General features: G+C 55.0%; 21 protein-coding genes and 3 pseudogenes. 9 read left to right on the top strand and 15 right to left on the bottom strand.

From position 1 onward, the window contains the following. The first annotated feature begins 4 nt into the window (after positions 1 to 4). Positions 5 to 826, top strand: a complete 822-nt coding sequence (locus TKWG_RS01660) for a class I SAM-dependent methyltransferase (RefSeq protein ID WP_014749155.1) — start codon at positions 5 to 7, stop codon at positions 824 to 826. 24 nt (positions 827 to 850) lie between these two features. Here TKWG_RS01660 and TKWG_RS01655 read toward each other — a convergent pair whose 3' ends face one another. The 6 genes from TKWG_RS01655 to TKWG_RS24325 form a co-directional block, all read right to left on the bottom strand. Next, a complete protein-coding gene (locus tag TKWG_RS01655; protein ID WP_041709757.1) occupies positions 851 to 1,240 on the bottom strand; it encodes a type II toxin-antitoxin system HicB family antitoxin in 390 nt (129 codons plus the stop codon). A 2-nt stretch (positions 1,241 to 1,242) separates the two neighbouring features. Beyond that, positions 1,243 to 1,431, bottom strand: a complete 189-nt coding sequence (locus tag TKWG_RS22175; RefSeq protein WP_014749153.1) for a type II toxin-antitoxin system HicA family toxin — start codon at positions 1,429 to 1,431, stop codon at positions 1,243 to 1,245. Positions 1,432 to 1,731: 300 nt separating this feature from the next. Further along, positions 1,732 to 2,319, bottom strand: a complete 588-nt coding sequence (locus TKWG_RS01650; RefSeq protein ID WP_014749152.1) for a peroxidase-related enzyme — start codon at positions 2,317 to 2,319, stop codon at positions 1,732 to 1,734. Further along, positions 2,316 to 2,828 carry a CMD domain-containing protein gene (locus TKWG_RS01645; RefSeq protein WP_014749151.1) on the bottom strand — a complete coding sequence of 171 codons (513 nt, stop codon included), beginning with the start codon at positions 2,826 to 2,828 and terminating at the stop codon, positions 2,316 to 2,318. Before TKWG_RS01645 ends, TKWG_RS01650 begins: the two co-directional genes overlap by 4 nt. A 122-nt stretch (positions 2,829 to 2,950) precedes the next feature. Then, a complete protein-coding gene (locus TKWG_RS24330) occupies positions 2,951 to 3,442 on the bottom strand; it encodes an IclR family transcriptional regulator domain-containing protein (protein ID WP_238534287.1) in 492 nt (163 codons plus the stop codon). Between the two features lie 15 nt (positions 3,443 to 3,457). Further along, a complete protein-coding gene (locus TKWG_RS24325; RefSeq protein ID WP_050981500.1) occupies positions 3,458 to 3,712 on the bottom strand; it encodes a helix-turn-helix domain-containing protein in 255 nt (84 codons plus the stop codon). 108 nt (positions 3,713 to 3,820) lie between these two features. Here TKWG_RS24325 and TKWG_RS01635 point away from each other — a divergent pair, with 108 nt between their 5' ends. From TKWG_RS01635 to TKWG_RS01620, 4 genes and pseudogenes are all read left to right on the top strand, one after another. Then, positions 3,821 to 4,795 (top strand): Bug family tripartite tricarboxylate transporter substrate binding protein, encoded by a 975-nt coding sequence (locus tag TKWG_RS01635; protein WP_014749150.1) that lies wholly within the window; start codon positions 3,821 to 3,823, stop codon positions 4,793 to 4,795. Between the two features lie 17 nt (positions 4,796 to 4,812). Then, a pseudogene (locus tag TKWG_RS01630) lies at positions 4,813 to 6,316 on the top strand (class I adenylate-forming enzyme family protein). Positions 6,317 to 6,335: 19 nt separating this feature from the next. After that, on the top strand, positions 6,336 to 7,106 hold the full coding sequence (locus TKWG_RS01625; protein WP_014749146.1) for a citryl-CoA lyase: 771 nt from the start codon (positions 6,336 to 6,338) through the stop codon (positions 7,104 to 7,106). After that, a complete protein-coding gene (locus tag TKWG_RS01620) occupies positions 7,099 to 7,893 on the top strand; it encodes an SDR family NAD(P)-dependent oxidoreductase (protein ID WP_014749145.1) in 795 nt (264 codons plus the stop codon). Before TKWG_RS01625 ends, TKWG_RS01620 begins: the two co-directional genes overlap by 8 nt. A gap of 84 nt (positions 7,894 to 7,977) precedes the next feature. Here TKWG_RS01620 and TKWG_RS01615 read toward each other — a convergent pair whose 3' ends face one another. The 8 genes and pseudogenes from TKWG_RS01615 to ilvB all read right to left on the bottom strand — a co-directional run bounded on the left by TKWG_RS01615 (position 7,978) and on the right by ilvB (position 18,476). Beyond that, the gene (locus TKWG_RS01615) at positions 7,978 to 9,291 is read right to left on the bottom strand and encodes an acyl-CoA thioesterase/BAAT N-terminal domain-containing protein (protein WP_014749144.1); all 1,314 of its coding nucleotides are present in this window, start codon (positions 9,289 to 9,291) and stop codon (positions 7,978 to 7,980) included. A gap of 119 nt (positions 9,292 to 9,410) precedes the next feature. Then, positions 9,411 to 10,972 (bottom strand): annotated as a pseudogene (locus TKWG_RS01610) (ABC transporter substrate-binding protein). Between the two features lie 82 nt (positions 10,973 to 11,054). Then, positions 11,055 to 12,068 carry an ABC transporter ATP-binding protein gene (locus TKWG_RS01605; protein ID WP_014749142.1) on the bottom strand — a complete coding sequence of 338 codons (1,014 nt, stop codon included), beginning with the start codon at positions 12,066 to 12,068 and terminating at the stop codon, positions 11,055 to 11,057. Next, positions 12,065 to 13,057, bottom strand: a complete 993-nt coding sequence (locus TKWG_RS01600; protein ID WP_014749141.1) for an ABC transporter ATP-binding protein — start codon at positions 13,055 to 13,057, stop codon at positions 12,065 to 12,067. Before TKWG_RS01600 ends, TKWG_RS01605 begins: the two co-directional genes overlap by 4 nt. Further along, a complete protein-coding gene (locus TKWG_RS01595; RefSeq protein ID WP_014749140.1) occupies positions 13,054 to 13,980 on the bottom strand; it encodes an ABC transporter permease in 927 nt (308 codons plus the stop codon). Before TKWG_RS01595 ends, TKWG_RS01600 begins: the two co-directional genes overlap by 4 nt. Next, the gene (locus TKWG_RS01590; RefSeq protein ID WP_014749139.1) at positions 13,977 to 14,951 is read right to left on the bottom strand and encodes an ABC transporter permease; all 975 of its coding nucleotides are present in this window, start codon (positions 14,949 to 14,951) and stop codon (positions 13,977 to 13,979) included. Before TKWG_RS01590 ends, TKWG_RS01595 begins: the two co-directional genes overlap by 4 nt. Continuing rightward, positions 14,948 to 16,409: pseudogene (locus TKWG_RS01585) on the bottom strand (NAD(P)-binding domain-containing protein). The gene TKWG_RS01590 and the pseudogene TKWG_RS01585 overlap by 4 nt, the downstream one beginning before the upstream one ends. 312 nt (positions 16,410 to 16,721) lie before the next feature. Then, on the bottom strand, positions 16,722 to 18,476 hold the full coding sequence (gene ilvB, locus TKWG_RS01580; protein ID WP_014749136.1) for a biosynthetic-type acetolactate synthase large subunit: 1,755 nt from the start codon (positions 18,474 to 18,476) through the stop codon (positions 16,722 to 16,724). A gap of 154 nt (positions 18,477 to 18,630) precedes the next feature. On the opposite strand from ilvB, the gene panB reads away from it, so the two are divergent. Further along, positions 18,631 to 19,455, top strand: a complete 825-nt coding sequence (gene panB / locus TKWG_RS01575; RefSeq protein WP_041709753.1) for a 3-methyl-2-oxobutanoate hydroxymethyltransferase — start codon at positions 18,631 to 18,633, stop codon at positions 19,453 to 19,455. Continuing rightward, positions 19,452 to 19,961, top strand: a complete 510-nt coding sequence (locus TKWG_RS01570) for an SET domain-containing protein (protein WP_014749134.1) — start codon at positions 19,452 to 19,454, stop codon at positions 19,959 to 19,961. The genes panB and TKWG_RS01570 overlap by 4 nt, the downstream gene beginning before the upstream one ends. A 56-nt stretch (positions 19,962 to 20,017) precedes the next feature. Here TKWG_RS01570 and TKWG_RS01565 read toward each other — a convergent pair whose 3' ends face one another. Then, a complete protein-coding gene (locus TKWG_RS01565) occupies positions 20,018 to 20,512 on the bottom strand; it encodes a nucleoside 2-deoxyribosyltransferase (protein ID WP_014749133.1) in 495 nt (164 codons plus the stop codon). Positions 20,513 to 20,639: 127 nt separating this feature from the next. Between TKWG_RS01565 and TKWG_RS01560 the strand changes: the two genes are divergently transcribed. Next, a complete protein-coding gene (locus TKWG_RS01560) occupies positions 20,640 to 22,289 on the top strand; it encodes a YdgA family protein (protein ID WP_014749132.1) in 1,650 nt (549 codons plus the stop codon). 350 nt (positions 22,290 to 22,639) lie between these two features. After that, a complete protein-coding gene (locus tag TKWG_RS01550) occupies positions 22,640 to 22,969 on the top strand; it encodes a YegP family protein (protein WP_014749130.1) in 330 nt (109 codons plus the stop codon). The last annotated feature ends 111 nt before the right edge of the window (positions 22,970 to 23,080 follow it).

Genomic DNA, 23,080 nt, shown 5'->3' with positions numbered 1-23,080 from the left:
CAGCATGACCCTGATTCCGGAAATCAAGCCGCAGCAGTCTTTGGAACTGCTCAAGGAGCTGCATATCCTCACGCGTGAGGGAAAGATCAACCAGGACACACGGCGCAAGCTCAAGCAGGTCTACCACCTGTACCAGTTCATTGAGCCCCTCATGCAAACCGTGCTGGACCAGGGACAGGGGTTATCGCTGGTCGACCACGGCGCAGGCAAGTCCTATCTCGGTTTTATTCTGTACGACCTGTTTCTCAAGGAGCACGTCAGCGCCACGGTGTATGGCATTGAGTCGCGCGCCGAGCTGGTCAGAAAATCGGAAGACCTGGCCCGGCGCCTGGGCTTTGACGGCATGCAGTTCAAGGATATGACTGTCGAGCAGTCCATTGCGTCTGCCGAGCTGCCTGAAAAAATAGACATTGTCACCGCGCTTCACGCCTGCAATACCGCCACGGACGACGCCATCCGCTTTGCCCTGGCTCGCGATGCGCGTTTTATTGTGCTGGTGCCCTGCTGCCAGGCTGAAGTGGCCGCAGCGCTACGCGCCACCAAGGGCAATACCCTGGGCAAGACGCCTTTGTCCGAACTATGGCGCCACCCCCTGCACACCCGCGAGTTCGGCAGCCAAATCACAAATGTATTACGCTGCCTGCAACTGGAAGCGCGCGGCTACCAGGTGACCGTAACGGAACTGGTGGGCTGGGAACATTCCATGAAAAACGAGCTGATCATCGCCAAAAAAACCGGTGGCTTCAAGAAAAGCGCGCGCGAGCGGCAATTGGCCATTCTGAAGGAATGTCATCTGGAAGCGCTACAGGAGCGGTTTGCTTATTGAGGTAGGCAGACCGTCGCGCCGTCATCAGGACGTGGCCATTTCCTTTTCCGCTGCATTGGCCAAAAAGGCCGATCGTGACATATGCAAAGCCTTGGCTCTTGCGTCAATGCGGTGTACCAGATTTTGCGGCAGGCTGATATTGAGGCGTACCGCCTTTGTATCGATTCTTGATAAATCAATATCGACCAGCATCCAGCAGCCGTCCTGAAACCGTTCGTCGTTACACCAATCTTCAAAAGAAGAAGGAGGCGCAATCGCCACGTCTTCGCCTTCGAAATAAACCTCCACAGCCTCCTGCGCCAGTCGGGGTAAATCAGCGAGTTCGTCCGCAGCGGTAAAACAGCCGGGAAAGTCTGGAAAAGTCACGCTGTAGGCGCTATCCCGATCTTTGTGAATGTATGCAGGATAAAACATCATTACCTCCATTTCCAGCCAGCCTGGCGATAGATATTGCGCAACGTACCTAAGGCTATATCTTTACGAGGATGGGGAACAACAACATGTTGAATCTTATGGGGATGCTTAAATTTCATATGATCGCCTTTACCTCCAACCCAAACCCAACCGTCGGCTTTCAATCGTTTAATTACTTCATCACTCTTCATTTTGTGTAATTATACACAACAAAAAAGAAACTGCATTTTTATGGATCAGATTGCCTAACAGGCAATTGCACGCAAAGTGCTAACTCAGCATCGTCAGATTTTGATCAGATTACAGGAGCGATAACCATCAGATCCACAATCGGTCATTTCCGCTAGTGATGAGGCGCGTAGATGAGCGCGACAGCCAGCGCGTGTGCTTTCCCCGTACAGGATGCGCGGATGCCCCGTACGGACCTGTCAGCCTTATCGCGCTCATCGTCCCTATGTTGAACTTGATTGATTACTCCGCCGATGACCTGATCACTCCGCCGGAAAAACAGGCTCGCCCAGATTCTGCATCAGGCGATTGGCCCAGCCGAACACCGATACCGAATGGATCAAGTCCAGCATCTCGATTTCGCTGAAGCCCTGGTCCTTCAATACCTGCAAGTTCTGGGCATCAAACCCGGATACATCGCGTGTCAGGGCTGTCGCAACCTCGATCACGGCAGCATCGCGTTCATTTTTTGCTGCAGTCGCGGGATCAACAAACATGTCGCGCACGATTTCATTACGTTTGGCCAGTTGCTCGAAGCGCTGCGCATGCACCGAAGCGCAATAGACGCAACCATTGATTCGCGATACCGCCAGGGCGCCCAGTTCACGGTCGGCGCGATTTAACCCGCCTGGCGCATACATGATGGCGTTATACGTGAAGGAGCGCTGGTCCAGAATGTGCGGCTCATGCACCAGCAGCAGATAATAATCAGACGTCTTTGCCTGCGGGTGGCTCGCTTCCAGCACTTTGTTCTGCTCCGGTGTAGCGGCATTGGCGTCCACCACATCCAGCCAGGCTTTCCAGCCCAGCGTCTGGTTGGTAAATCCGTTAGCTTTGATTACATCGCTCATGCTGCCTGCTCCAGTTTCTGCATCGCCTTCAATCCGGCTACCAGACGTATCTGGTAGGCCAGAAACCCGATCAATTGCCCAAGCACAACCACGTCCTGTGTAGACATACCTGATTTTTTCAACGTCAGCAACGCTTCTTCGTTGCCTTCTATCGGGTCCAGAATCAGTTTTTTTGTAAATTGCAGGGCACTGTTCAATTCAGATTTCCCAATATCCTCAACATGGTCTTCGGCCACCATCTGCACCAGTTTCTCGTCGATACCCGCTTGCAGCGCCTGCTCGGTATAGTGCGCCGTCAGCTCATGTGCGTTCATCAGGCTGCTGGCATACAGGGCAACCAGCCAGCGATCCTGCAGAGCAAGACTCAGGCCGGGTGAAAACAGGGCTGCATAGCTTGCCTGCGTACCGTTTTTTACTTTCTCCCTGAACTGCCGGGCCTGCCAGGTTTTACTGTCCGGCTTCAGATTGAGCAGCGTATCGATCAGATCGAATGCCTCTGCGCTTTGCATAATATTTCCTTTGCTTTGTTGCTCGTAAATTCATGACGTATGCGATATGACATTCTAACGGAGACTGGCCAAAATTTCGCGCACCTGTACGCTGCTGTTGTTATAGACAGGATGCGGGCTGGTCATTTTATGCAGCCATATGAATCCAATGCGGCAATTTCATCTTTTATTATTTGCACAACCGCTTTCTGACGTTTAACGGTAAACCTGGCCTCGACCGACGATACACTGATGGCAAACCTGGGGCATCCACGTCTATCGGCAATGGCCACGCCTACGCCAAGCACGCCCTGCACGGCTGCATTGCCAACCGCAGACCATCCTCGCTCTCGCGTCGCCGTCATCAGCAATCGCAGCTTTTTTACTGTAATTGCCCCATAGGGATAAAGTTTATGTTCGTTCTCGGCAAGGATACGCTCCTGCTCAGACTCCGGCAGATAAGAAAGCAATGCCAGCCCGGCTGCTCCCACGCCCATCGGCTGCTTATGATCAATCTGGATAGACAGAACCTGCAAGGGGTACGTGCCAATCTCCCGATGAATACATAACGAATCCGCATTATCCTGCCTGATCAGAAAAGACGAGTCTCCCGTCTTCTCGCTGATCGTTCTCAATACGTCCTTAAATTGCTACTCGGATTCATCCCCAACATCGGCAATCTGGTTCAGTTTGTCGCGATTGTATGTGTAGCGGCCCGAGCCAGCAATCTCTCTGATATATCCGTTATTGAGCAGAACGCTGACAAAACGGTACACCGTCGGCCGTGATATTTGGGTTCGCGCGGCGATTTGTGCGATCTTCAATCCGGACGAATCTGCAGTGCTGAGCGCCTCCAGTATGGCCAGCCCGCGTACCAACGTTTTGGGCTCATCCTTGTAATGCATATAAGCTCCTTATGTCCAAATTATGGACAAATTGATTTTGTCACACTTTTGAACCTGACTAGAATGCAGCTGCATATCAACGCAATAAAACATGAGACTGGAGACATGATGAACACAAAATGCTTTGGCATGACGGCGCTGACGCTGGCGCTACTGTCAGCCTCCCCTGTTGTGGCAGCGGCCTATCCCGATCGCCCCATCAACCTGGTTGTTGGGTATTCCGCAGGAGGCGCCACCGATATCCTCGCAAGATTGATTGCGAAAGGCTTGTCCAGCCAATTGGGCCAAACGGTTATTGTGGAAAACAAACCCGGGGCCAATAGCAATATCGGCACGGAATACGTCGCCCGGGCTAAGAATGACGGCTATACCCTGCTGGTGGGGAGCATTGCCAACACAATCAACCGTTCACTCTATAAAAACCTGAACTATGATTATCTGAAAGACTTTAAAAGTGTCGGCTTCATCGCGTCCATCGGCAATGTGCTAGTAGTCAATCCGAAAAAAAACATCCATTCAGTGGACGAATATATTTCGTATGCAAAAAAGAATCCAGGAAAGCTGACCTGCGCCTCATCAGGCATAGGGTCGTCTATTCATATGTCATGTGAACTGTTCAAGATCCTGACGGGCACGAACATTCTTCATATTCCATACAAAGGCAGCGGCCCCGCAGTCAACGATTTGCTGGGCGCTCAGGTCGATTCGATGTTTGACAACATTCCTTCGTCTGTAGCAAGAATCAAATCGAACACGCTCGTACCGCTGGCGGTCACAACAGCAAAACGCGATCCCGCGCTACCGGAGGTGCCCACCTTCAAGGAACAAGGAATTGACAACTTCCTGGTCAGTTCGTGGTTTGCCATTGCCGCCCCCACAGGGACCGACGACAAGATTATCAGCACGCTGAATGAAGCATTGAACAAGGTGATTGCCAGTCCCGAAGTCAAAGACAGCTTTGCCAAAAACGGCTATACCGCAGCGCCCGTAGAGAACACCCCAGCCTATCTGGATCAATTTACCCGGGACGAAATTGCGAAATGGGAAAAAGTCGTGCGCCAGGCGAATCTGCAGGCTAACTGAAAGAAGGTAACAACAAGATGTATCCAATCGATTTTTTTTACAGAGCAGCCATCCGCTATCCCGAACGGATGGCCATTGAATCAAGGCAGGAAAACGTCAGTTATGGCGCATTGGCAGACCAGGTACGCGCCCTGGCTTGCGCAATTGGCAAGCTGGATGGCGAACCCGGTTCCATGGTCGGACTATGCGCGCAGAACTCGGTCGCCTATATTGTGGCCATGCTTGCCATTATGGCTGCCGGCAAGGTATGGGTGCCACTCAATTACCGAAGCACGCCGACAGAAATCAGAAGAATCACAACCGTCATCAAGCCTTCTATTATCATTCAGGACGGTTATGGTGCAGCATTGACAGCCGACCTGGAGAACGTGCATATCATCAATACCGATGATATTCCCACCTTGATAGAACAGTTTACCGGACAGCATCTTGCCGAAGTAAACAGGGCCGATGACGACATCCAGGCCATCAAATTCACAGGCGGCACAACCGGTATGCCCAAAGGGGTGATGCAACCGTACCGGGCCTGGGTGGCCGTCATTATCAATCAGATCCACGGCTGGAAAATAACAAGCGATGACAAATTTGTCATTTGCGCGCCCATCAGTCATGGCACCGGAACTTATGTTTTACCTGTACTGGCACAGGGCGGTGCCTGGTGCTGTCCGGTTCCGCAGAAGCAGCCGACATTGCGCACGCGTTCAGAGAACAAAAGGGGACGATGACTTTCATGCCCCCGACACTCATCTACAAACTGATCGCCGCAGCCGAATCAGAAAAGGATTTTCCATGCCTGCGGCTGCTGATATACGGCGGAGCGGCATGCCGGCAGAAAAAATAGCACGTGCTCAGGATTTTTTCGGCAACGTCCTTGCCACAACCTATGGGCAAACGGAAGCACCACAAATAGCCACGCTGATCGGACCGGAAACACTGGCTCTGCCGCAATACCGCGCTTCTGTCGGGCAAGCCAGCTGGTTCACCGACATTGCGATTGTAGATCCACAGCAGAATCGGCTGCCTCCGAATGAAACCGGCGAAATCGTGATCCGCGGAGATCTTGTGATGACGGGCTACTGGCACCTGCCCGAAAAAACAGCCGAAACGATAAAAAATGGATGGCTGCATACGGGCGACGTCGGCTTTATCGACAAAAAGGGGTTTCTGTTCATCAAAGACAGAATTCGCGATGTGATTATCACCGGTGGTTTCAACGTCTACCCGATTGATGTTGAGAATGTTCTATCACAGCACGTTGGAGTGTACGAGTCAGCGGTTTTTGGAATCACAGACGAAAAATGGGGTGAGTCGGTGAACGCCGCTGTTCAATTGCGCGCTGGCAGTGCCGTGACAGCGGACGAGCTCAAGCAACTGGTCAGGGAAAAACTGGGCCCGGTTCACACGCCGAAAAATATCTATATTTTTGCAAACCTGCCCCGCTCACCAGTGGGCAAGGTGCTCAAAAAAACCATTCAGGAACAGGTCCTTGCAAGCATGCAGGACACCACCGAAACACGCTAATTGTAAATAGGAGTACACGATGAAAGAGCCCGTCACCGAACTATGCGCACACTCACTTACCGGTATGAACTACCGCGACAAGGACCTTGTCAATGATTTGATCGGAGAGGCGACCTTCACGGAGGTCATGTTCCTGCAGATCATGGGAAGAAAAGCCCGACCGGTTGATATCAAAATTGTAGATGCCGTCCTGGTCACCCTGATGGAACACGGACTAACGCCAAGTGCTATTGCGAGCAGACTGATCTACATGAGCGCGCCGGAAAATCTGCAGGGCGCGGTGGCCTCGGGACTGCTGGCCGTTGGCAGTCAGTTTGTGGGAACAATGGAAAACTGCTCGATATTGCTGGACGAGATCATTGCTTCAGCTGATCAGCAAGAAGCGGCACTGACCATTGCCACAAGATATAAAAACCAGAAAAAGCCCCTGCCTGGATTTGGTCATCATCTGCACAAGCCCGACGACCCACGTTCATTGAAGCTGCTTGATCTTGCCGACAGCGAACCGACACTGGAGCGCCACTATATCGACGCGCTGAAACTGTTGAGCCGCGCCGTGGATCAGGTATATGCCAGGCACATTACGATCAACGCAACCGGGGCGGTGGCTTCCTTGCTTGGCGCCATTGGTGTGCCATCACGACTGATGCGCGGTTTTGCGGTCATCTCGCGAGCCGCGGGGCTGGTCTCCCATATCGCCGAAGAGCAGAACATTCCGTCAGGCCGTTTTATCTGGGACACCATTGATCAGGCCATTCCGTATACAAAAAGGGACACAGGCAATGGTTGATGCAGAAAAAGTCGTACTGGTCGCCGGCGCCGGCAGCAGTGCACCAGGCTGGAGTATCGGCAAGGCAACGTCGGTACTCATGGCCCGGTCCGGCGCAAAAGTCATTGCTCTGGACAGCAATGCCGAGGCTGCCCACGCGACCGCCCGGGAAATCGAGCACATCGGCGGAATCTGTTTACCGCTGCAAGGCGATATTACGCGCCCCGAAGAAATGGATCATGTGTTGAAGATTGCCACCGAGCGATTTGGCCCGGTCTCGACCTTGATCGCCAATGCAGGCATTGGAAAAACCGGTGGCATCCAGGAAACATCCGTAGCAGACCTCCAACGCATTCAGCAAACCAATGTGGAAAGCCTGCTGCTGCTTTCAAAACGCCTGATACCAGGCATGATCGAACGTGGCGCAGGCTGCATCGTGTCTGTCGCCTCAGTAGCAGGCATCCGTTATGTGGGGTATCCTCACCTGGCTTATAGCGTTACCAAAGCGGCGTTGATCCAGATGACAAAACTGATTGCCCATGAATATGCTGATCGAAATATTAGAGCCAATACCGTTATCCCGGGGCTGATTGATACGCCCAGAATCCAGAAAAATGTGGGTGCTGTTTTTTCCTCCTCCAATGACATGGAGGAAGTTCGAAAAAAACGCGATGCCCAGGTCCCCATGAAAAGAATGGGCACCGCCTGGGAAGTCGCCCATGCCATCGCATTTCTGGCATCCGATCAGGCTTCGTACATCACCGGTACTGAACTGATCGTGGATGGTGGACTCACGGGAAAATATTAGCGTCTGCGTAGCAGATTCTTCACAATCGGTCAGGCGTGCGCAATCAGCAGAAAAACGCACGGCTGCCTGTCGCCCCCCGGAAGGCTAATGCGATTGCCTGCCCTTAAGGTGCGCTCTCACAGCATTCTGCAGGAATTCCCTGACTGCGGTCCAGCTGTGCTCGTCGGACTGGGCGTTGGCCGAGGGTGTCCCGCCGCCGGTATTAATTTTGCCGGAAACAGGATGCGCATAGACCAGCTGGGTTGTTGGCACATAGGGGAAGACAATGCTGTGGCCCCCGTCCTTGGTATCCACCCACTGCACGACGTGCCCAAATCCGACCTGGCCCAGGTGATCGTAAATCATTTTGCTGTACAAACTGGATGGCCAGGCGCCGTCATCGGTAGCGGACAGCAGAATGATCGGCCCCTGAATCTTCTCGACCTCAATACGTGCGCGAGCGACTGCCTCGCTATCCTGCAAGGCGGTCATGATGGCACGTGCGTGGCGATGTGGCGATGGGCCTTCGTCAAATGGCGCCCAGGTGGCCGTTTTATTGTCCTGCCAGACATGCGTTAACGGTTTGCCGTTAAGCAGCCAGGCGGGGCCATCGCGCCCCACTTTCGGGTCAGCCGCGTTCTGCCCGCTGTGCACCACTGCGCCAGGCACATACGCCACCACGGCACTCACATCCAGTGGATAAATGCTGGCCAGAAGCAGCACCAGTTCGCCGCCACGTGACTGACCGCTCAGGGCAACAAAGCCGCCCAGCGGGCGCTGCGTTCGGCGCAGCCAGTCCATGCCCTTTCTGAAATACTCCAGTGGCGTATTGGAAATATAATCGGACAATCCCGGCGTCTTGAAGTAACCCAATGCAAATGCAATATATCCACGCGACGCATACAATGCCGCACGCGGCTCGTTAATACCGCCACCCGAGCCGTTCAAAATCATGACGGCCGGATGAGGGCCCGGCGTGGCGGGTAAAAACAATGTTCCCACCAGGCCATCCTCGCGTACCTCAATGCGTTCTACGCCCTCTTGCATCAGGCGCTGTGTGAGCGTTGCACGCAGCGTCGTGTTGGCGGTGCTCACAGTCAACTCGGTAATCAGCGGTTGAGCCATCGTGTCTGCAAAGACTTCGCGACAATTATCCTGCTCCGGCACCTGCGACCACAGCAAGCCCATGGGAGACACCTCCTGATAACTGCCCGCCAGCGGGGCCTGGCGCGTCAAATCCACAACACCTTGGGCGTCGGCCTCAAATTGTGCCTGGCTGCGCCATATGACACCAGCGGCGCGCTCGGTTTGGCTCACGATCGTAATACGCTCGCCAGCCGACAAACCTTCAACGCGGATGGTTCGTGGTTCGTCGATCAGCGCATCAGCCGGTGTTACCGACAGTATTTCATTTGACATAGATCTTCCATTAATTCTGCATTCGCACCATCACCAACGGCCCGCGGCAGATGCAAAATCTGCACATCGGGCCCGCAAAACATGGATGGCGAGGTGCTGGTATTACCGCTGCTGCCAGCTTATTCCTTGGTTACCATAACCGGTACGGTACGATCCGAACTCAGTGGTTTGACCACCAGCCCTTGCGCGCCGCCCAGATGTTTTTGTAATGGAACATGGGAATCACACCCACTTCGTCGGAGACCACCTGGGCAGCGTCCTGGATGATTTTTTCACGCTTGGCATCATCGAATTCTTCGGTAGCCTGCTTCAGATAGTCGTCATGCTTCTGGCTGCTGTAATGACCCCAGTTGGATGCGCCCAAACCTTTCTCGGGGTTCACGGTAGCCAGAATGTTAACCATGGCATAGCTGCCTTCACCGGTTCCGTTACCCCAGGCAATCACAGACATGGCGTATTCATTTTTCCGGGCGGCTCCCGAGTATACGGCCCATGGCACCACGGAAACCTGGGTTTTCACGCCGATGCGGCTCCAGAACTGGGCAACTGCCTGCACGGTCTCTGGCGCCATGGGGTAGCGATCGGTCGGCACATGCACGGTCAGGTTAAAGCCGTCAGGGTAACCCGCTTCCTTCAAAAGATCTTTGGCTTTCTGGGCGTCAAAGGCAATCGGCTTGATATTCGGATTGTAGCCAATCGAATCCTTGGGCATCCACTGCTCGGCTACCGTCACACTGCCCTGCAAAATGCGATCAGCGATGGCTTCGCGATTGATCGCTAGCGACAATGCCTGGCGCACTTTCAGATCGAGTAGCGGGTTTTTATCCAGTGGTTTGCCGTTGTTATCGGTAATGAATTTATTGGGTTTAGGATTAAAGCTGGGTTGCAGCAGAAAAACGCGCAGCCCGTTATAGGCGTAGACCTTCACTTTATCATCGCCTTGCAGTTTTTTCAGGTCGGCCACCGATACTTTATCGATCACGTCTACATCACCGGACAGCAAGGCCGTAGAACGGGTTGCAGCGTTGGCAACATAGCGATAGGAAACTTTGTCCCACAATGGTTTTTCACCCCAGTACGTGGGGTTGGCCTCAACCTGAAAGCCTGCGCCTGGCGTGTAGGAAACCAGTTTATACGGACCGGTACCGATCAGCGCCTTGCCTGAATTGAAGTCATCGCTTGTCGCATTCTCTGTGCTTTTTTTCTGCACCAGATGCACAGAAGCCAGATTCAGCGGCAAACCGGGATTGGGAATCGTGGTTTCAAATACCAGCGTGCCGGGTTCTTTCTCTGTCACGCTTTTGATCGTGCGCACGTAGCCTGTGAATGGCGCGACAGAACCGGGCACCTTGCGGATGCGTTCAATGGAATAGATAACGTCCTGCGCTGTAAACGGTGTGCCATCGCTCCATTTGACGTCCGAACGCAATTTGAATTCCCAGGTCGTCGGGCTGGTGTTTTTCCACTCTGTTGCCAGGCCGGGCAACAGTTTGTTGTGATAGTTATTGACCAGCATATCAAAAAAGAACAGACCGGCAGAGCGGTCGCCCGCGAAATTATTCAGTTGCGGATCCAGCGAAGACAGATTGTCGGCAAAGGCGATTTTCAGTTCTTCTGCGTGGGCCATAGTGCCTGCGGCCATCAGGCTTGCTGCAATGGCAGCCAGTACGCGCTTTTTCATTTATATTCCTTTAAAAGGTTGCTGCTACTTAATCAATATAATCAACACAATCGAAATCGGGCAGTTAATCCCTGACGCCCACTCAGGTTTGGTCATTCAAGTGGCAGGCACTCAAATGCCCGCCTGCTACTGCTTTGAGCAACGGCACTTCGGCACGGCAACGAGGCATGGCATGCGGACAGCGTGGATGAAAATGACAGCCCGCTGGCGGATTAAGCGGGCTGGGTATTTCACCCTTGATAATCGAAAACACTTTCTTGCGATCCCGCATTTTGGGAATTTCGGCCAGCAGGGCCTGGGTATAGGGATGATTGGGCCTGCTGAAAATCTCTGCAACCGGCGCCTGTTCAACGATGCGGCCCAGATACATGATCACCACACGATCTGACAAGTGCTCCACCACGCCCAGATCATGGCTGATAAACAGATAGGTCAGACCCAGGTCTGCACGCAATTGCATGAACAGATTCAGAATCTGCGCCTGAATGGAAACGTCCAGTGCGGCAACCGCTTCGTCGCAGACCAGCATATCGGGCGCCACGGCCAATGCCCGCGCAATACCGATGCGCTGGCGTTGCCCGCCGCTGAACTGATGCGGAAAACGGTTGCGCAGGCTGGCCGACAGACCGGCGCGCTCAAGCTGTTCAGATACATACTGGTCCAGGTCACGCGCCGATACCATATTGTGCAGTCGCGGGGACTCTCCCACAATGTCGCGCACGCGCATGCGCGGATTCAGGCTGGAATAGGGATCCTGAAAAATCATCTGGATTTTCAGGCGGGCCGCCTCGGCCTCGTGCCTGGGCAACGTTTTCAGGTCCTGGCCGTTAACCAGCACCTGGCCCGCTGTCGGCTCCATAATGCCAGCCACCATCCGGCCCAGCGTTGACTTGCCACAGCCGGACTCGCCTACCAGGCCGACCACTTCGCCTTTGGCAATATCCAGGCTAACATCATGCACTGCACGCGTCAGCGCCGAGGGACGGGTCAGCCGAAGCTTTTGCAGCCAGGGGTCCAGTATCCCGTCGCTGGCATGACCAAAGGTTTTGGACACATGGCTGACCCGCATCAGCGGCACTTTTATTGCATCTGTCATAGTGTCACTTCCGTTTCGGGAACAGCGCCCGGATGATAGCAACGCACCCGATGACCGGCCGCCAACTCATCCAGCGCCGGCATCGTATCACAGACAGCGGTGCGTCGCGGACAACGCGACGCAAACGCACAGCCGGCAGGCAATGACAGCAGATTGGGCGTCATGCCCGCAATCTGCCGCAATGGCTGCCCTCGCACATTATTGGCCGGCAGGCTCTGGATCAGGCCCTGGGTATATGGATGCTGCGGATTGTCCAGAACCTGGTCTACCGTGCCGGCTTCCACAATTTTTCCGGCATACATCACATGCAAATCATCAGCGAGCCCGGCGACCACCGACAGATCATGGGTAATCCAGATCAAAGCTGTACCGTAGCGGGCCGACAGTTTCTGTATTTCCGACAAAATCTGCGACTGAATCGTGACATCCAGCGCCGTTGTCGGCTCGTCTGCGATGATCAAATCGGGGCGCAATAACAGCGCTATGGCAATGGCCACACGCTGACGCATGCCGCCAGAAAGCTGATGCGGGTAGGCCGACAGACGGGCTTCAGGACTGGGAATGCCCATCAGCCCCAGCATATCGCGCGATTGTTCCCAGGCCTGTTTGCGGCTGATTTTTTCGTGAGCGCGCAGGGTTTCGACCATTTGCGTATCTACCCGCAGCACCGGATTCAATGTCATCATTGGATCCTGGAAGATCATGGAAATGCGGTTACCGCGCAGGTGACGCAATTGCTTTTGCGGCAGGCTCAGCAGATCCTGCCCCTTGAACAGAATCTGTCCGCCAACGATACGGCCCGGCTCGTCGACCAGGCCCATGATGGAAAAGCCCGTGACGGATTTGCCTGAACCGGATTCACCGACCAGTCCGAGAATGCGTCCCGACTCCAGTTGCAGCGATACGCCATCCACGGCCGGCACCTGGCCGGCTCGGGTCATGAAATGCGTGCGCAGATCGCGAACGTCCAGCAAAGGTACCGCACTCATCGCTGCCTCCGCGGGTTGAAAATTTCCCGCAGGCGATCGCCCACCAGGTTCAGCGCCACAATGGTGACCAGCAGCGCCACGCCCGGAAACAGGCTGATCCAGTACTGTCCCGAAAGCATGTACTGATAGCCGTTGGCGATCAGCAATCCCAGCGAAGGCTCGGTCACGGGCACACCCAATCCCAGGAAACTCATGGTTGCCTCCAGCGTAATCGCGCGTGCAACCTGCAAGGTGCCGATCACAATCAGAGGCGGCAGGCAATTGGGCAGGATGTGCCGCAGCATGATCCGCCATTGGGGGATATTCAGGCTTTTGGCCGCCTCTACATATTCCTTCTGTCGCTCTGCCAACGCCTGGCCCCTGGCGGTGCGCGCATAATAGGCCCATTCCAGTATCACAAGCGTCAATATCACATTGCCGATACCCTTGCCCAGATACGCCAGAATCATCATCGCAATCAGAATTGACGGAAACGACAGCATCAGATCCACGGTGCGCATGATAAAGCTGTCGATACGGCCCCCGGCGTAGGCCGATAGCACACCCAGTATTGTGCCAACCACACTTGCAATAAGCGCAGAACCAACACCGACCGTCAGACTGATACGCAGGCCATACAGGATGGCAGACAGCAGGTCCCTTCCCTGTCCGTCTGTTCCCAGCCAGTAGTTATAGGTACCGGCACCGTTGGCGCTGCCTGGCGCCAGGCGCGAATCCAGGATATCCAGTTGCATCAGATCATACGGATTTTGCGGTGTCAGCCAGTGGGCAAACACCGACCCGAAAGCCAGCAGCAACAGTAGCGCAAAGCCGATTACTGCACGCTTGGAAGAGAAAAAATCGGCCAGCCGTTCGCGAAACAGCGACGGCTTGGGTGCAGCAATCACGGCTTGCACGGCAGACTCGGTCACGGGCTGGCTCATCGCGCGCCCTCCAGCCGAACGCGCGGATCAAGCAAGCGATAGGCAATATCCACCAGTAAATTGATGGTTACGAACACACAGACAATAATCACCAGATAGGCCAGGATAACCGGTCTGTCCAGGCCGTTGATACTGTCCAGAATGAGTTTGCCCGCACCAGGCCAGGAGAAGATGCTTTCGGTCACCACGGCGCCGGCGATGGTCGAACCAAACTCCAGCCCCAGCACAGTAACCAGGGGAATCATGATATTGCGCAGCACATGTACGCCGATTACCCGCAGATTGCTCAGGCCCTTGGCGCGGGCAAAACGAATATAGTCCAGCGGCAGCACTTCCTGCACGCCAGCGTAGGTCAGCCTGATCACAAGTGAAACCTTAAATAGTGCGAGATTGACTGCCGGCAACAACATGTGCCGCAGGCCATCGAGCGTCAGAAACGACCATTGATAGCCAAACAGTGTCACGGTTTGTCCTCGTCCTGACGAGGGCAGCCATCCCAGGCTGACGCTGAATGCCATGATCAGCACCAGACCGACCCAGAAGGTGGGCAAAGAAAAGCCCAGGATGCTGCCGGTCATGATCGTGCGGGAAGCAATACTCTCTGAATACAGGCCGGCTATGAGCCCCAGCGGTACCCCTACCACAATCGCAATAACCAGGGCGGCCATTGCCAGCTCCATGGTTGCTGGTAGCCGATGCAGCACCAGTTGCAAGGCCGGTTGGTTGTACACAAAGCTGTTGCCCAGGTCGCCCTGCACCGCACTGGCCAGGAAATGAAAATATTGCAGCCATAATGGCTTGTCCAGCCCCATCTGCGCGATGATGCGGGCACGGTCACGCTGATCGGCATCAGGTCCGATCAGAATATCAATCGGGTTGCCAACTGCGTGCAGGCCGATAAAGACGATCACGGTCATCAACAGGATAATGAGCAACGCCTGCAGAACGCGTTTAATCAACCACAGCGTCATTGCGCCTCCACAGGCAAGGGCGGACCGGCAGGTGTCCACTCATCGCCATCGAGCTCCGGTTCAGCATAGGCTTCCAGTTGCGCATAATAATCGGCGACGTCCTCCTGATACAGGGAGCCGGCAATGGAGCGGGCAATGGCCGATGCCCCATCGGAAATGGCCGGAATATCGCCCGAGACCGTGCCATGCGAGGCCACCGCGGGATAGCTGAAACAGTGAATATGCGCCAAAACGGGGGCATCCACGCCCGCGCGAGGCTGGAATTCGAAACCCGGCCCCAAATCGGGACAGGCAGCCAGTTCGGCATCTTCCTGCCCTGGCTGTGGGTGATAACGTTGCCCCCAGGTTCGCACCAGCGGTGCCAGCTCGGCATATTCCGGACGCAGGTGCCAGTCGATATTGAAGCCTGTGGCAAAAATGAGAAAATCCAGGACAAATGTGCCCTTGGGCGTGGTCAGATAAATCACGTCATCGCGCACATCAATATCCAGTACCGGACAGCCGACGTTGAAACGGGCATTGTGATGAGCCGCCACACGCAAGGTGCTGCCTTTGGGTGGCGGCACTTGCTGCACATTGATGTAATGGCGGATTCGCCACTTCCAGTCGTCCGATAAACCAGCGTAGCCGTGCACCAGGCCGGGACTGCCGGAGCCCTTGCCTTTGTTGATACGCGGAATCTCGTTACGTCGGATGATCATATCCACACTGTGCGCACCGGCTTCCAGTGCAGTGGCCGCGCTATCCATGGCCGAAGCGCCTGCGCCGATCACCCCGACACGCTTGCCGGCAAGCGTGTTGTAATCAAAGTAATCCGAAGAATGCGCACGCAGATGAGCCGGCACCTTATCGGCAAACGCCGGATAACCCGGCCCACCCAGGCCATCGCGGCCGGTCGCCAGAATCAGGCGCCGGGCAGCCACAACTTTTTCGCCCTCAGGAGCCTGCAATGTCAATTCGAGATAATTGTCCGGGTGCAGATGGACATGACGAACGTGATGTTCATTGCGAACATCCACATTCATGACTTTGCGATACCAGCGCAGATAATCCATCCATTGCAAGCGCGGTATTTTATCCAGCGCCTCCCATTCCTGGCGTCCGTACTGTGCTTCGAACCACGCCCGAAACGTAAGCGACGGCAGTCTCCAGAGCGGGCCCCGTCAGCTGTTTGGGCGAACGCAAGGTTTCCATGCGCGCCGTTGTTGCCCACGGCCCTTCAAAGCCAGCTGGCGCACGATCGAAATTACAGGCGCGCACACCCAGATTGCGCAAGGCAACAGCGGCAGTCAACCCGGCCATCCCGCCACCAATAATGGCAACATCGAGCAAGCGTTCACCGTTCACCACCCGAGGTTGCACCCAATCCTTGCCGGGCAGATCAAGACGAGAAAGATCTTCCTGCAAACGTGCTTCAAGGCCGGGCAGTCCGTCTATTTCGGGAGGGTGATAACTCATTCTGCAACTCAATGAATAAATGCAAGGGTTTTCCCTTGCTGGTTTTATTTGATTATTACGCAATGATATAAAGGAATGCGTAACTCACCATTTTAAAGAATATGGCCAGTTTAATATATATTATTTAGTAATTAATATATATCAATAATAATAAACAATGTCATAGGAAAAAGGCGGCGCAATCACAGATGCAATTGAATCGAAGAGTGGTATTTAAGGCGATGGTCAAAGCGCATCGAACCCGCATATCAAAACAAAAGCCCGGCCATAACAATGACCGGGCTTGCATTCAAACAGAACAGGCTGCCGCGATTATTCTTCCACGTACCAGGTATCTTCAGACAGCATAACCTGCTGATGCCCATAACCAGCCGGCATCATGGGGAAACAGTTCTCCTGCGGCTGCACTTCCACATTCAGAAAATAAGGGCCGTCATAGTCAAAGCAATCGCGGATGGCATCTTCCAGCTGCAGCGGATCTGACACCGTGGCCGCCCCCCACCCAAAAGCCGTGGCCAGCGCGACAAAATCTGGAATGGAAGCATTATAGCTGTGGCTATAGCGCCCCTCGTGAATCAACTCCTGCCACTGGCGAACCATGCCCATATGCCGGTTGTTGCACAGAATCACTTTGACCGGTGTTTCGTGCTGAATCGCGGTCGACAACTCCTGGATATTCATGAGGACGGATGCGTCGCCGCTAATACATACCACCAGCGAATCCGGATTGCCCACTTGTGCGCCGATCGCCGCAGGCACGCCGTAACCCATGGTGCCTGCGCCGCCTGAGGTCAGCCAGCGATTGGGTTCACGAAACTTCAGATACTGCGCGGCCCACATCTGGTGCTGGCCGACATCAGTGCTGACAATCACATCCCGGCCTTCAATCAGGTCATTGACCGTGGCCAGCAAATGCTGCGGCAGAATCACGTCGTCCGACGGCGTAAAGCCAAGACAATTGGTGCTGCGCCATTTTTCAATGCGCGTCCACCAATCGTCAATCAACCCGGGCTCGCGCTCCAGCGACTTGACTTCATTAAACAGTGACTTGAGCACCGGATAGCAATCGCCCACCAGCGCGACGTCGGCCCGCACCACTTTATCAATGGATGCAGGATCGATATCCAGGTGAATCTTGACGGCATGCGGGCAGAAGTCGGACAGGCGTCCGGTAATACGGTCGTCAAAGCGGGCGCCGATACATACGATCAGATCAGCATGATGCATGGCCAGATTGGCTTCGAGCGTGCCGTGCATGCCCAGCATGCCCACGAACTGTTTGTCGTTGGCCGGAAAAGCGCCCAGCCCCATCAGCGTGAGCGTGCACGGCGCACCGGTGTAGCTAACCAGATTGGAAAATACCTCGCAGGCATCCGGGCCGGAATTGATTAGCCCGCCGCCGCCATAAAACACGGGCCGCTTGGCATTGGCGATAAGCGAAGCGGCGCGCTTGATGGCAGCCTGCATCACGGAAGAGGTCATTTGACCAGCCGTATTGACGGCAGGCTCGATCACTTCGCCTTCGGGTTCCTGGGGCGCCTGCGCCATCTGGATATCCTTGGGAAAATCAATCAGCACAGGTCCCGGGCGGCCGGCGGCCGTCATGTTATAGGCTTTGGCGGTCATGGCGGCCACGTCTTCAACCCGCTTGATCTGGGCGTTCCATTTGGTGACCGGCCGGGAAATGCCTACCGCATCGCACTCCTGGAAGGCATCGGTGCCGATGGCGCCGGTTGCCACCTGTCCGCTGATACACAGGACAGGTATCGAGTCGCACAATGCATCAAGCAAACCGGAAGTGGTATTGGCCATGCCCGGGCCGGAGGTGACCAGGACAACGCCGGGCCTGCCGGTCGAGCGCGCATACCCCTCGGCCGCATGCATGGCAGCCTGTTCGTGGCGAACCAGCACGTGATGGATGCGCGGCTCGGAATACAGCGCATCATACAGCGGCAATACGGCGCCCCCGGGATAGCCGAAAATGGTATCGACTCCGTTTGCAATCAGGGTTTCAAGCATCAGGCGGGCACCATTGAAGGCAGGCGTATCGTTCTGGGGTGTGTTCATTATGCAAATCCAACTGACAGACAGGTTTTCTATAGAAGCTTAAATAATATCCTTTTTGTCATGCACTGACAGAAAACCCGCGATTACACGGTAAACTTACCCCTTCGCCATGTGGCCGCAGGCGGCCAGCCGTATTTCCAGAAAGGTGCTTTTGATGAGTGTGCATACCACAGCAAAACGGATTACCGTCCCGCAATTGCGGGCCTACAAAAACCAGAAAAAAATTGTCTCGCTCACATCCTATACCGCGCCCTTTGCCCGGGTGCTGGACGAGTACCTGGATATGATTCTTATCGGGGACTCCACCGCGATGGTCGGTTACAACATGGAGAACACGCTGGCCATCACGCTGGAACAGATGGCTGCCCACGCACGGGCCGTGGTGCGCTCCACGCAGAATGTCTGCGTCGTGGTAGACATGCCCTTTGGCAGCTATCAGGAATCGCCCGAGCAGGCCTTTCGCAACGCCGCGTTCCTGCTCAAGGAATCGGGCGCCGATGCCGTCAAATATGAAGGTGGTACGCCGCTGGCCACCACCACGCGCTTTCTGGTCGACCGCGGTATTCCCGTGCTGGCTCACATCGGCTTAATGCCGCAATATCTGAACACCATGGGCGGGTTCAAGGCCCAGGGTATGTCAGATGAAGCGGCCGAAATCATCTATCAGGATGCGCTGGCACAGGAACAGGCCGGCGCCTTTGCTGTGGTGATCGAAGGCACCGCAGAGCCCCTGGCGCGCCGCATTACACAGGCATTGAGCATTCCGACCATTGGCATTGGTGCTTCGCCCGAATGCGACGGTCAAATCCTGGTGGCAGAAGATATTTTCAATCTGACGCCCAACCGCATTCCCAAATTCGCACGGCAGTTCTCCGACGTACAGGCTGCTATCCGCGAAGGCGTGCAAGCCTACGCCAACGAGGTACGCGAAGGCACTTTCCCGACACTGGACCATTGTTTTGGCGTCAAGAAAAAATGATCGAAAAAAAGAAAAATATCGCCAATCCACCCTGGCATGTCGTGCGCAAATCCACGTTGCACGGCAATGGTGTTTTTGCTGCCCGCAATATACCACAAGGCACCCGTATCATTGAATACACGGGCAAACGCATCAGTCCCAAACAGGCCGATGACATGCACCCGGTCAACCCGGATGATCCGTTCCACACTTTCTTTTTTTCCACCAGCGGCGGCAAGATCATTGACGGCGGCAACGGCGGCAACGATTCGCGCTGGGTCAATCACAGCTGCAATCCAAATTGCGAAACCCAGGAAGGCAGTGGTGGCAAACGCGTCTACATTTATGCAATTCGCGATATCCTCAAGGGCGAAGAACTGTTTTATGATTACGGGCTGATCATGGACGGCAGAATCACCAAAACGCTGCGCGAACAATATAAATGCCTGTGCGGCGCGCAGGCCTGCCGCGGCACTATGCTGGCTCTACCCAAAAAAAAGAAGGCAAAGCTCAAAGACCATAAGTAGAATAAAGGCAGGCCCGCGCCAGGACTATGGGTCTTGTTGCGGGCCTGCTGTCAGCATTATGAATCGGCTGCCTGCATCGCCTGCAAACACGCCAGTGCATCGCCCTGCACAATCTGCGTGCTGCAGGCAATCATCAGATTCAGATTCATCCCGAAATCCTCTACCGTGTAACCCTGCGCATCCACAACGCGCCCGTCCTGCGTTTGCACACCGGCCTGCGCCACCAGCGGTTGTATCTGTTCGGTATAGACCCAGACCGGCTTACCCCTGGCCACGGCATAACCCACCTCGAACACGGTGCCCGAATCGGGCTCCAGACCGCGGAACGGATTCAGATTGGCCATGACACAATCGGCCTGTTCGATCAGCGCAATATTGGCGCGATAAATCCAGTCGGCCAGCGCGGCACCGCTTAACTGCGGCGGTGCTGCATTATCCAGCGGATACAACCCGGCAAAGCCATGACGCGCGCATAGCGCTTTGAGCCATTGCCCATAGCTGGCTGCATCCGGCCGAAAGACATCAAAGCCGGCAAGGTAGACTTTTTTCATTTACAATTCATCCACAGTTTCATTCGGGCAATTTCCCCGCAAGCCACATCTTACATTCCGCAACATTGCGTCTGCAATCGGACTGACGGAATATTAAACTCATTGGGGCATGCCGCAACATCATTGAATGTTGCACATCACACATATCATGGGCAAAAAAATTACCAAGACACTGGCTGCCGTTGTGCTGCTGGTTATACTGGGCTACTTCGGTGGCACGTGGTATAGCGGTACAAAAGTAGACGAACAGGTTATCCGCCGCACGCAGGACATCAACGCACAACTGCGCAGCAACGGGCTTCCCGTGCAGGTGACGTCGGAGAAAAAAGATGCCGGCCTGTTCTCCTCTACTTACACGCTGACCCTGCGCATCGACAATGCCGGGCAGTCGCATTCGCTGGATTTCAACGTGCAGGTCGAGCACGGTCCCCTGCCCCTGTCCCGGTTGCAGCAGGGCAAGCTGGAACCGGTGCGGGCGCTCAGCCACGTCACCCTGATCAACAATGAAAAAACCTCACGCCTGTTCGAACTGAGCCAGGGGCAGCCACCGCTTGAGCTGTTGCTGACTACCCATCTGGACGGACAGACACGATATCGCGGAAGCGTGGCTTCGCTATCATTCAATAATACGCGGGACGGACAGCTGCATTTTGATGGCATGCATTTTGAAGGCACGGTCGACGCGAGCAACCAGGTGGCCCAATTTGCCGGCAACATGCCGTTAATACAGGTCACGCCGCCAAAAAATGAAACCGGTACCAGCACATTAATTTTCCGCGATCTTGAGATGTCGTCGCAGTATGACGGTCGCGATACAAAGAACCCGTTATGGCGCCAGCAATCAACATTAGCAGCATTCTCGCTTGCCAGTGACAATGCAAAACTGGAAATTGATCAGTACCAGACCGATTCGGAAGCGGACACCCAGGACAGCGGGTTGGCACTGCAACAAACAACCGTATTGAACCGGGTTCGCATCAACGGCACCGATCTTGGCAAATTGCAATATGCCGTGGCAGCTTCAGGACTGGATCGTGCCGGCGCCATGCAGTTTATAACGCAAGCCTGGCAGCAACTGCTCAACGCAGGCCAGGCCGGCGAGCAGGCAGCGCCACAACAGCAATGGCTGGCGTTACTGGCCAGTCTGGACCTGATGCTCTCGGGCAAGCCTGAACTCACGATAGGGCCCATTGCATGGACCCTGCCAGAAGGCGCTGCCAGTGCCACGATCAACGTGGCGCTGAACAATCCGGTTCCCCTGCTGTCCCAGTTCGGAAACGACCCCTACGCCCTGCTGCTCAATGCCCTGCGCTCGGTCCGTTTTCAGTTGCAGGCAGACCAGGCCATGCCGCAAGGCGTCGCAAACAGGGTCAGCCAGCTTAACGCCAGCGCGTTGACATCACCAGGATCGGTCCCCGAGCCCACGACAGCAGAAAAACTGGACACTATTATCGATATCCTGGTCACCAACCAGTTGCTGTACCGCAAGCAGGGTCAGATCGGCCTGAACGTGAACATAGAAGGCGACCCGTCGCTGGCCTCTGCCGGCGCCGTAGCCATGAATGGCAAGCAGTACGATCCGCTGGAGTTTGTCAACGCCGTGCAGACACGTGCCGCAGCAGCCGAATTACAAATCAGGCAATTGACCCCGCCCCCTGCGCAGCCCGACACGCCTGGGCAACAGGCCCCTGAGCAACCAGCATCCGGACAACAAGCTCCTGAGCAAGTAGCACCCGAGCAGCACATCCCCGAACAAGAAGGTTCCAGGCAAGACTAAGACCGGCAGCCGTCGTGCGAGAAAGTCGGCAAGCGGCGGCGGCGTGGCCGATAGCACGGTCCATGCTGCCAAGGCGCCCAGGCAACGCGTTGGGTTGCGCCGGTAAGCGCGCCGAGGACCACTTGCATATTATCTGGCAGCGCAACATGACACTTGCCATCCGGCAGCCGACCGAATACAGTGCCGTTGACTGACGCCCCACGCACGGCCGGCCCGCACCGCATCACGCTCTTGTCGGAAAGCAAGACACATTATTTCATTTTACATTTTACGAATTTGCAGTATGCTTTGCCAGGCAGTTTCTTTCATGCGGTATTTATTCAATTACACTTGCAAGGAAATTCATTGCTATGTCTGCTTCTTTCGAACTCAAAAAATCCGTTGATGGCCAGTTTCATTTTTCCCTGCACGCAGCAGATGGCGCATCTGTCCTCAGAAGTGAAACCTATACGACCCTTGCTTCGGCCAAAAACGGGATCGAGTCGGTTCGCAAGAATGCCGGAACGGACAGCCGCTACGTCTTTGAAAAATCCGCCAACGGCAAGACCTATTTCAATCTGAAAGCGGCCAACGGCCAGATCATCGGCAGCAGCCCGCTGTTTGCAGATCCCCACGGAGCCAGGCAGGCCGCCGACACGGTCAGGCATCATGCTGCCACTGCGCCCGTGCACGAAGCCTGAATATGACAATTATCCCGCCCCTTATGAATCTTCACATGCAAGCGTCCTGACTCGCTTGCGAAACAGCATTCAATAGCGCCGTTTTGATATCGCAGGCCTGCCCGTAAGGTA

This window comes from Advenella kashmirensis WT001, from assembly GCF_000219915.2.
In the GTDB taxonomy this organism is placed as follows: domain Bacteria; phylum Pseudomonadota; class Gammaproteobacteria; order Burkholderiales; family Burkholderiaceae_B; genus Advenella; species Advenella kashmirensis.
The sequence above is the reverse complement of the archived record's forward strand: the minus strand, read 5'-3'. Positions and strand labels throughout refer to the sequence as shown.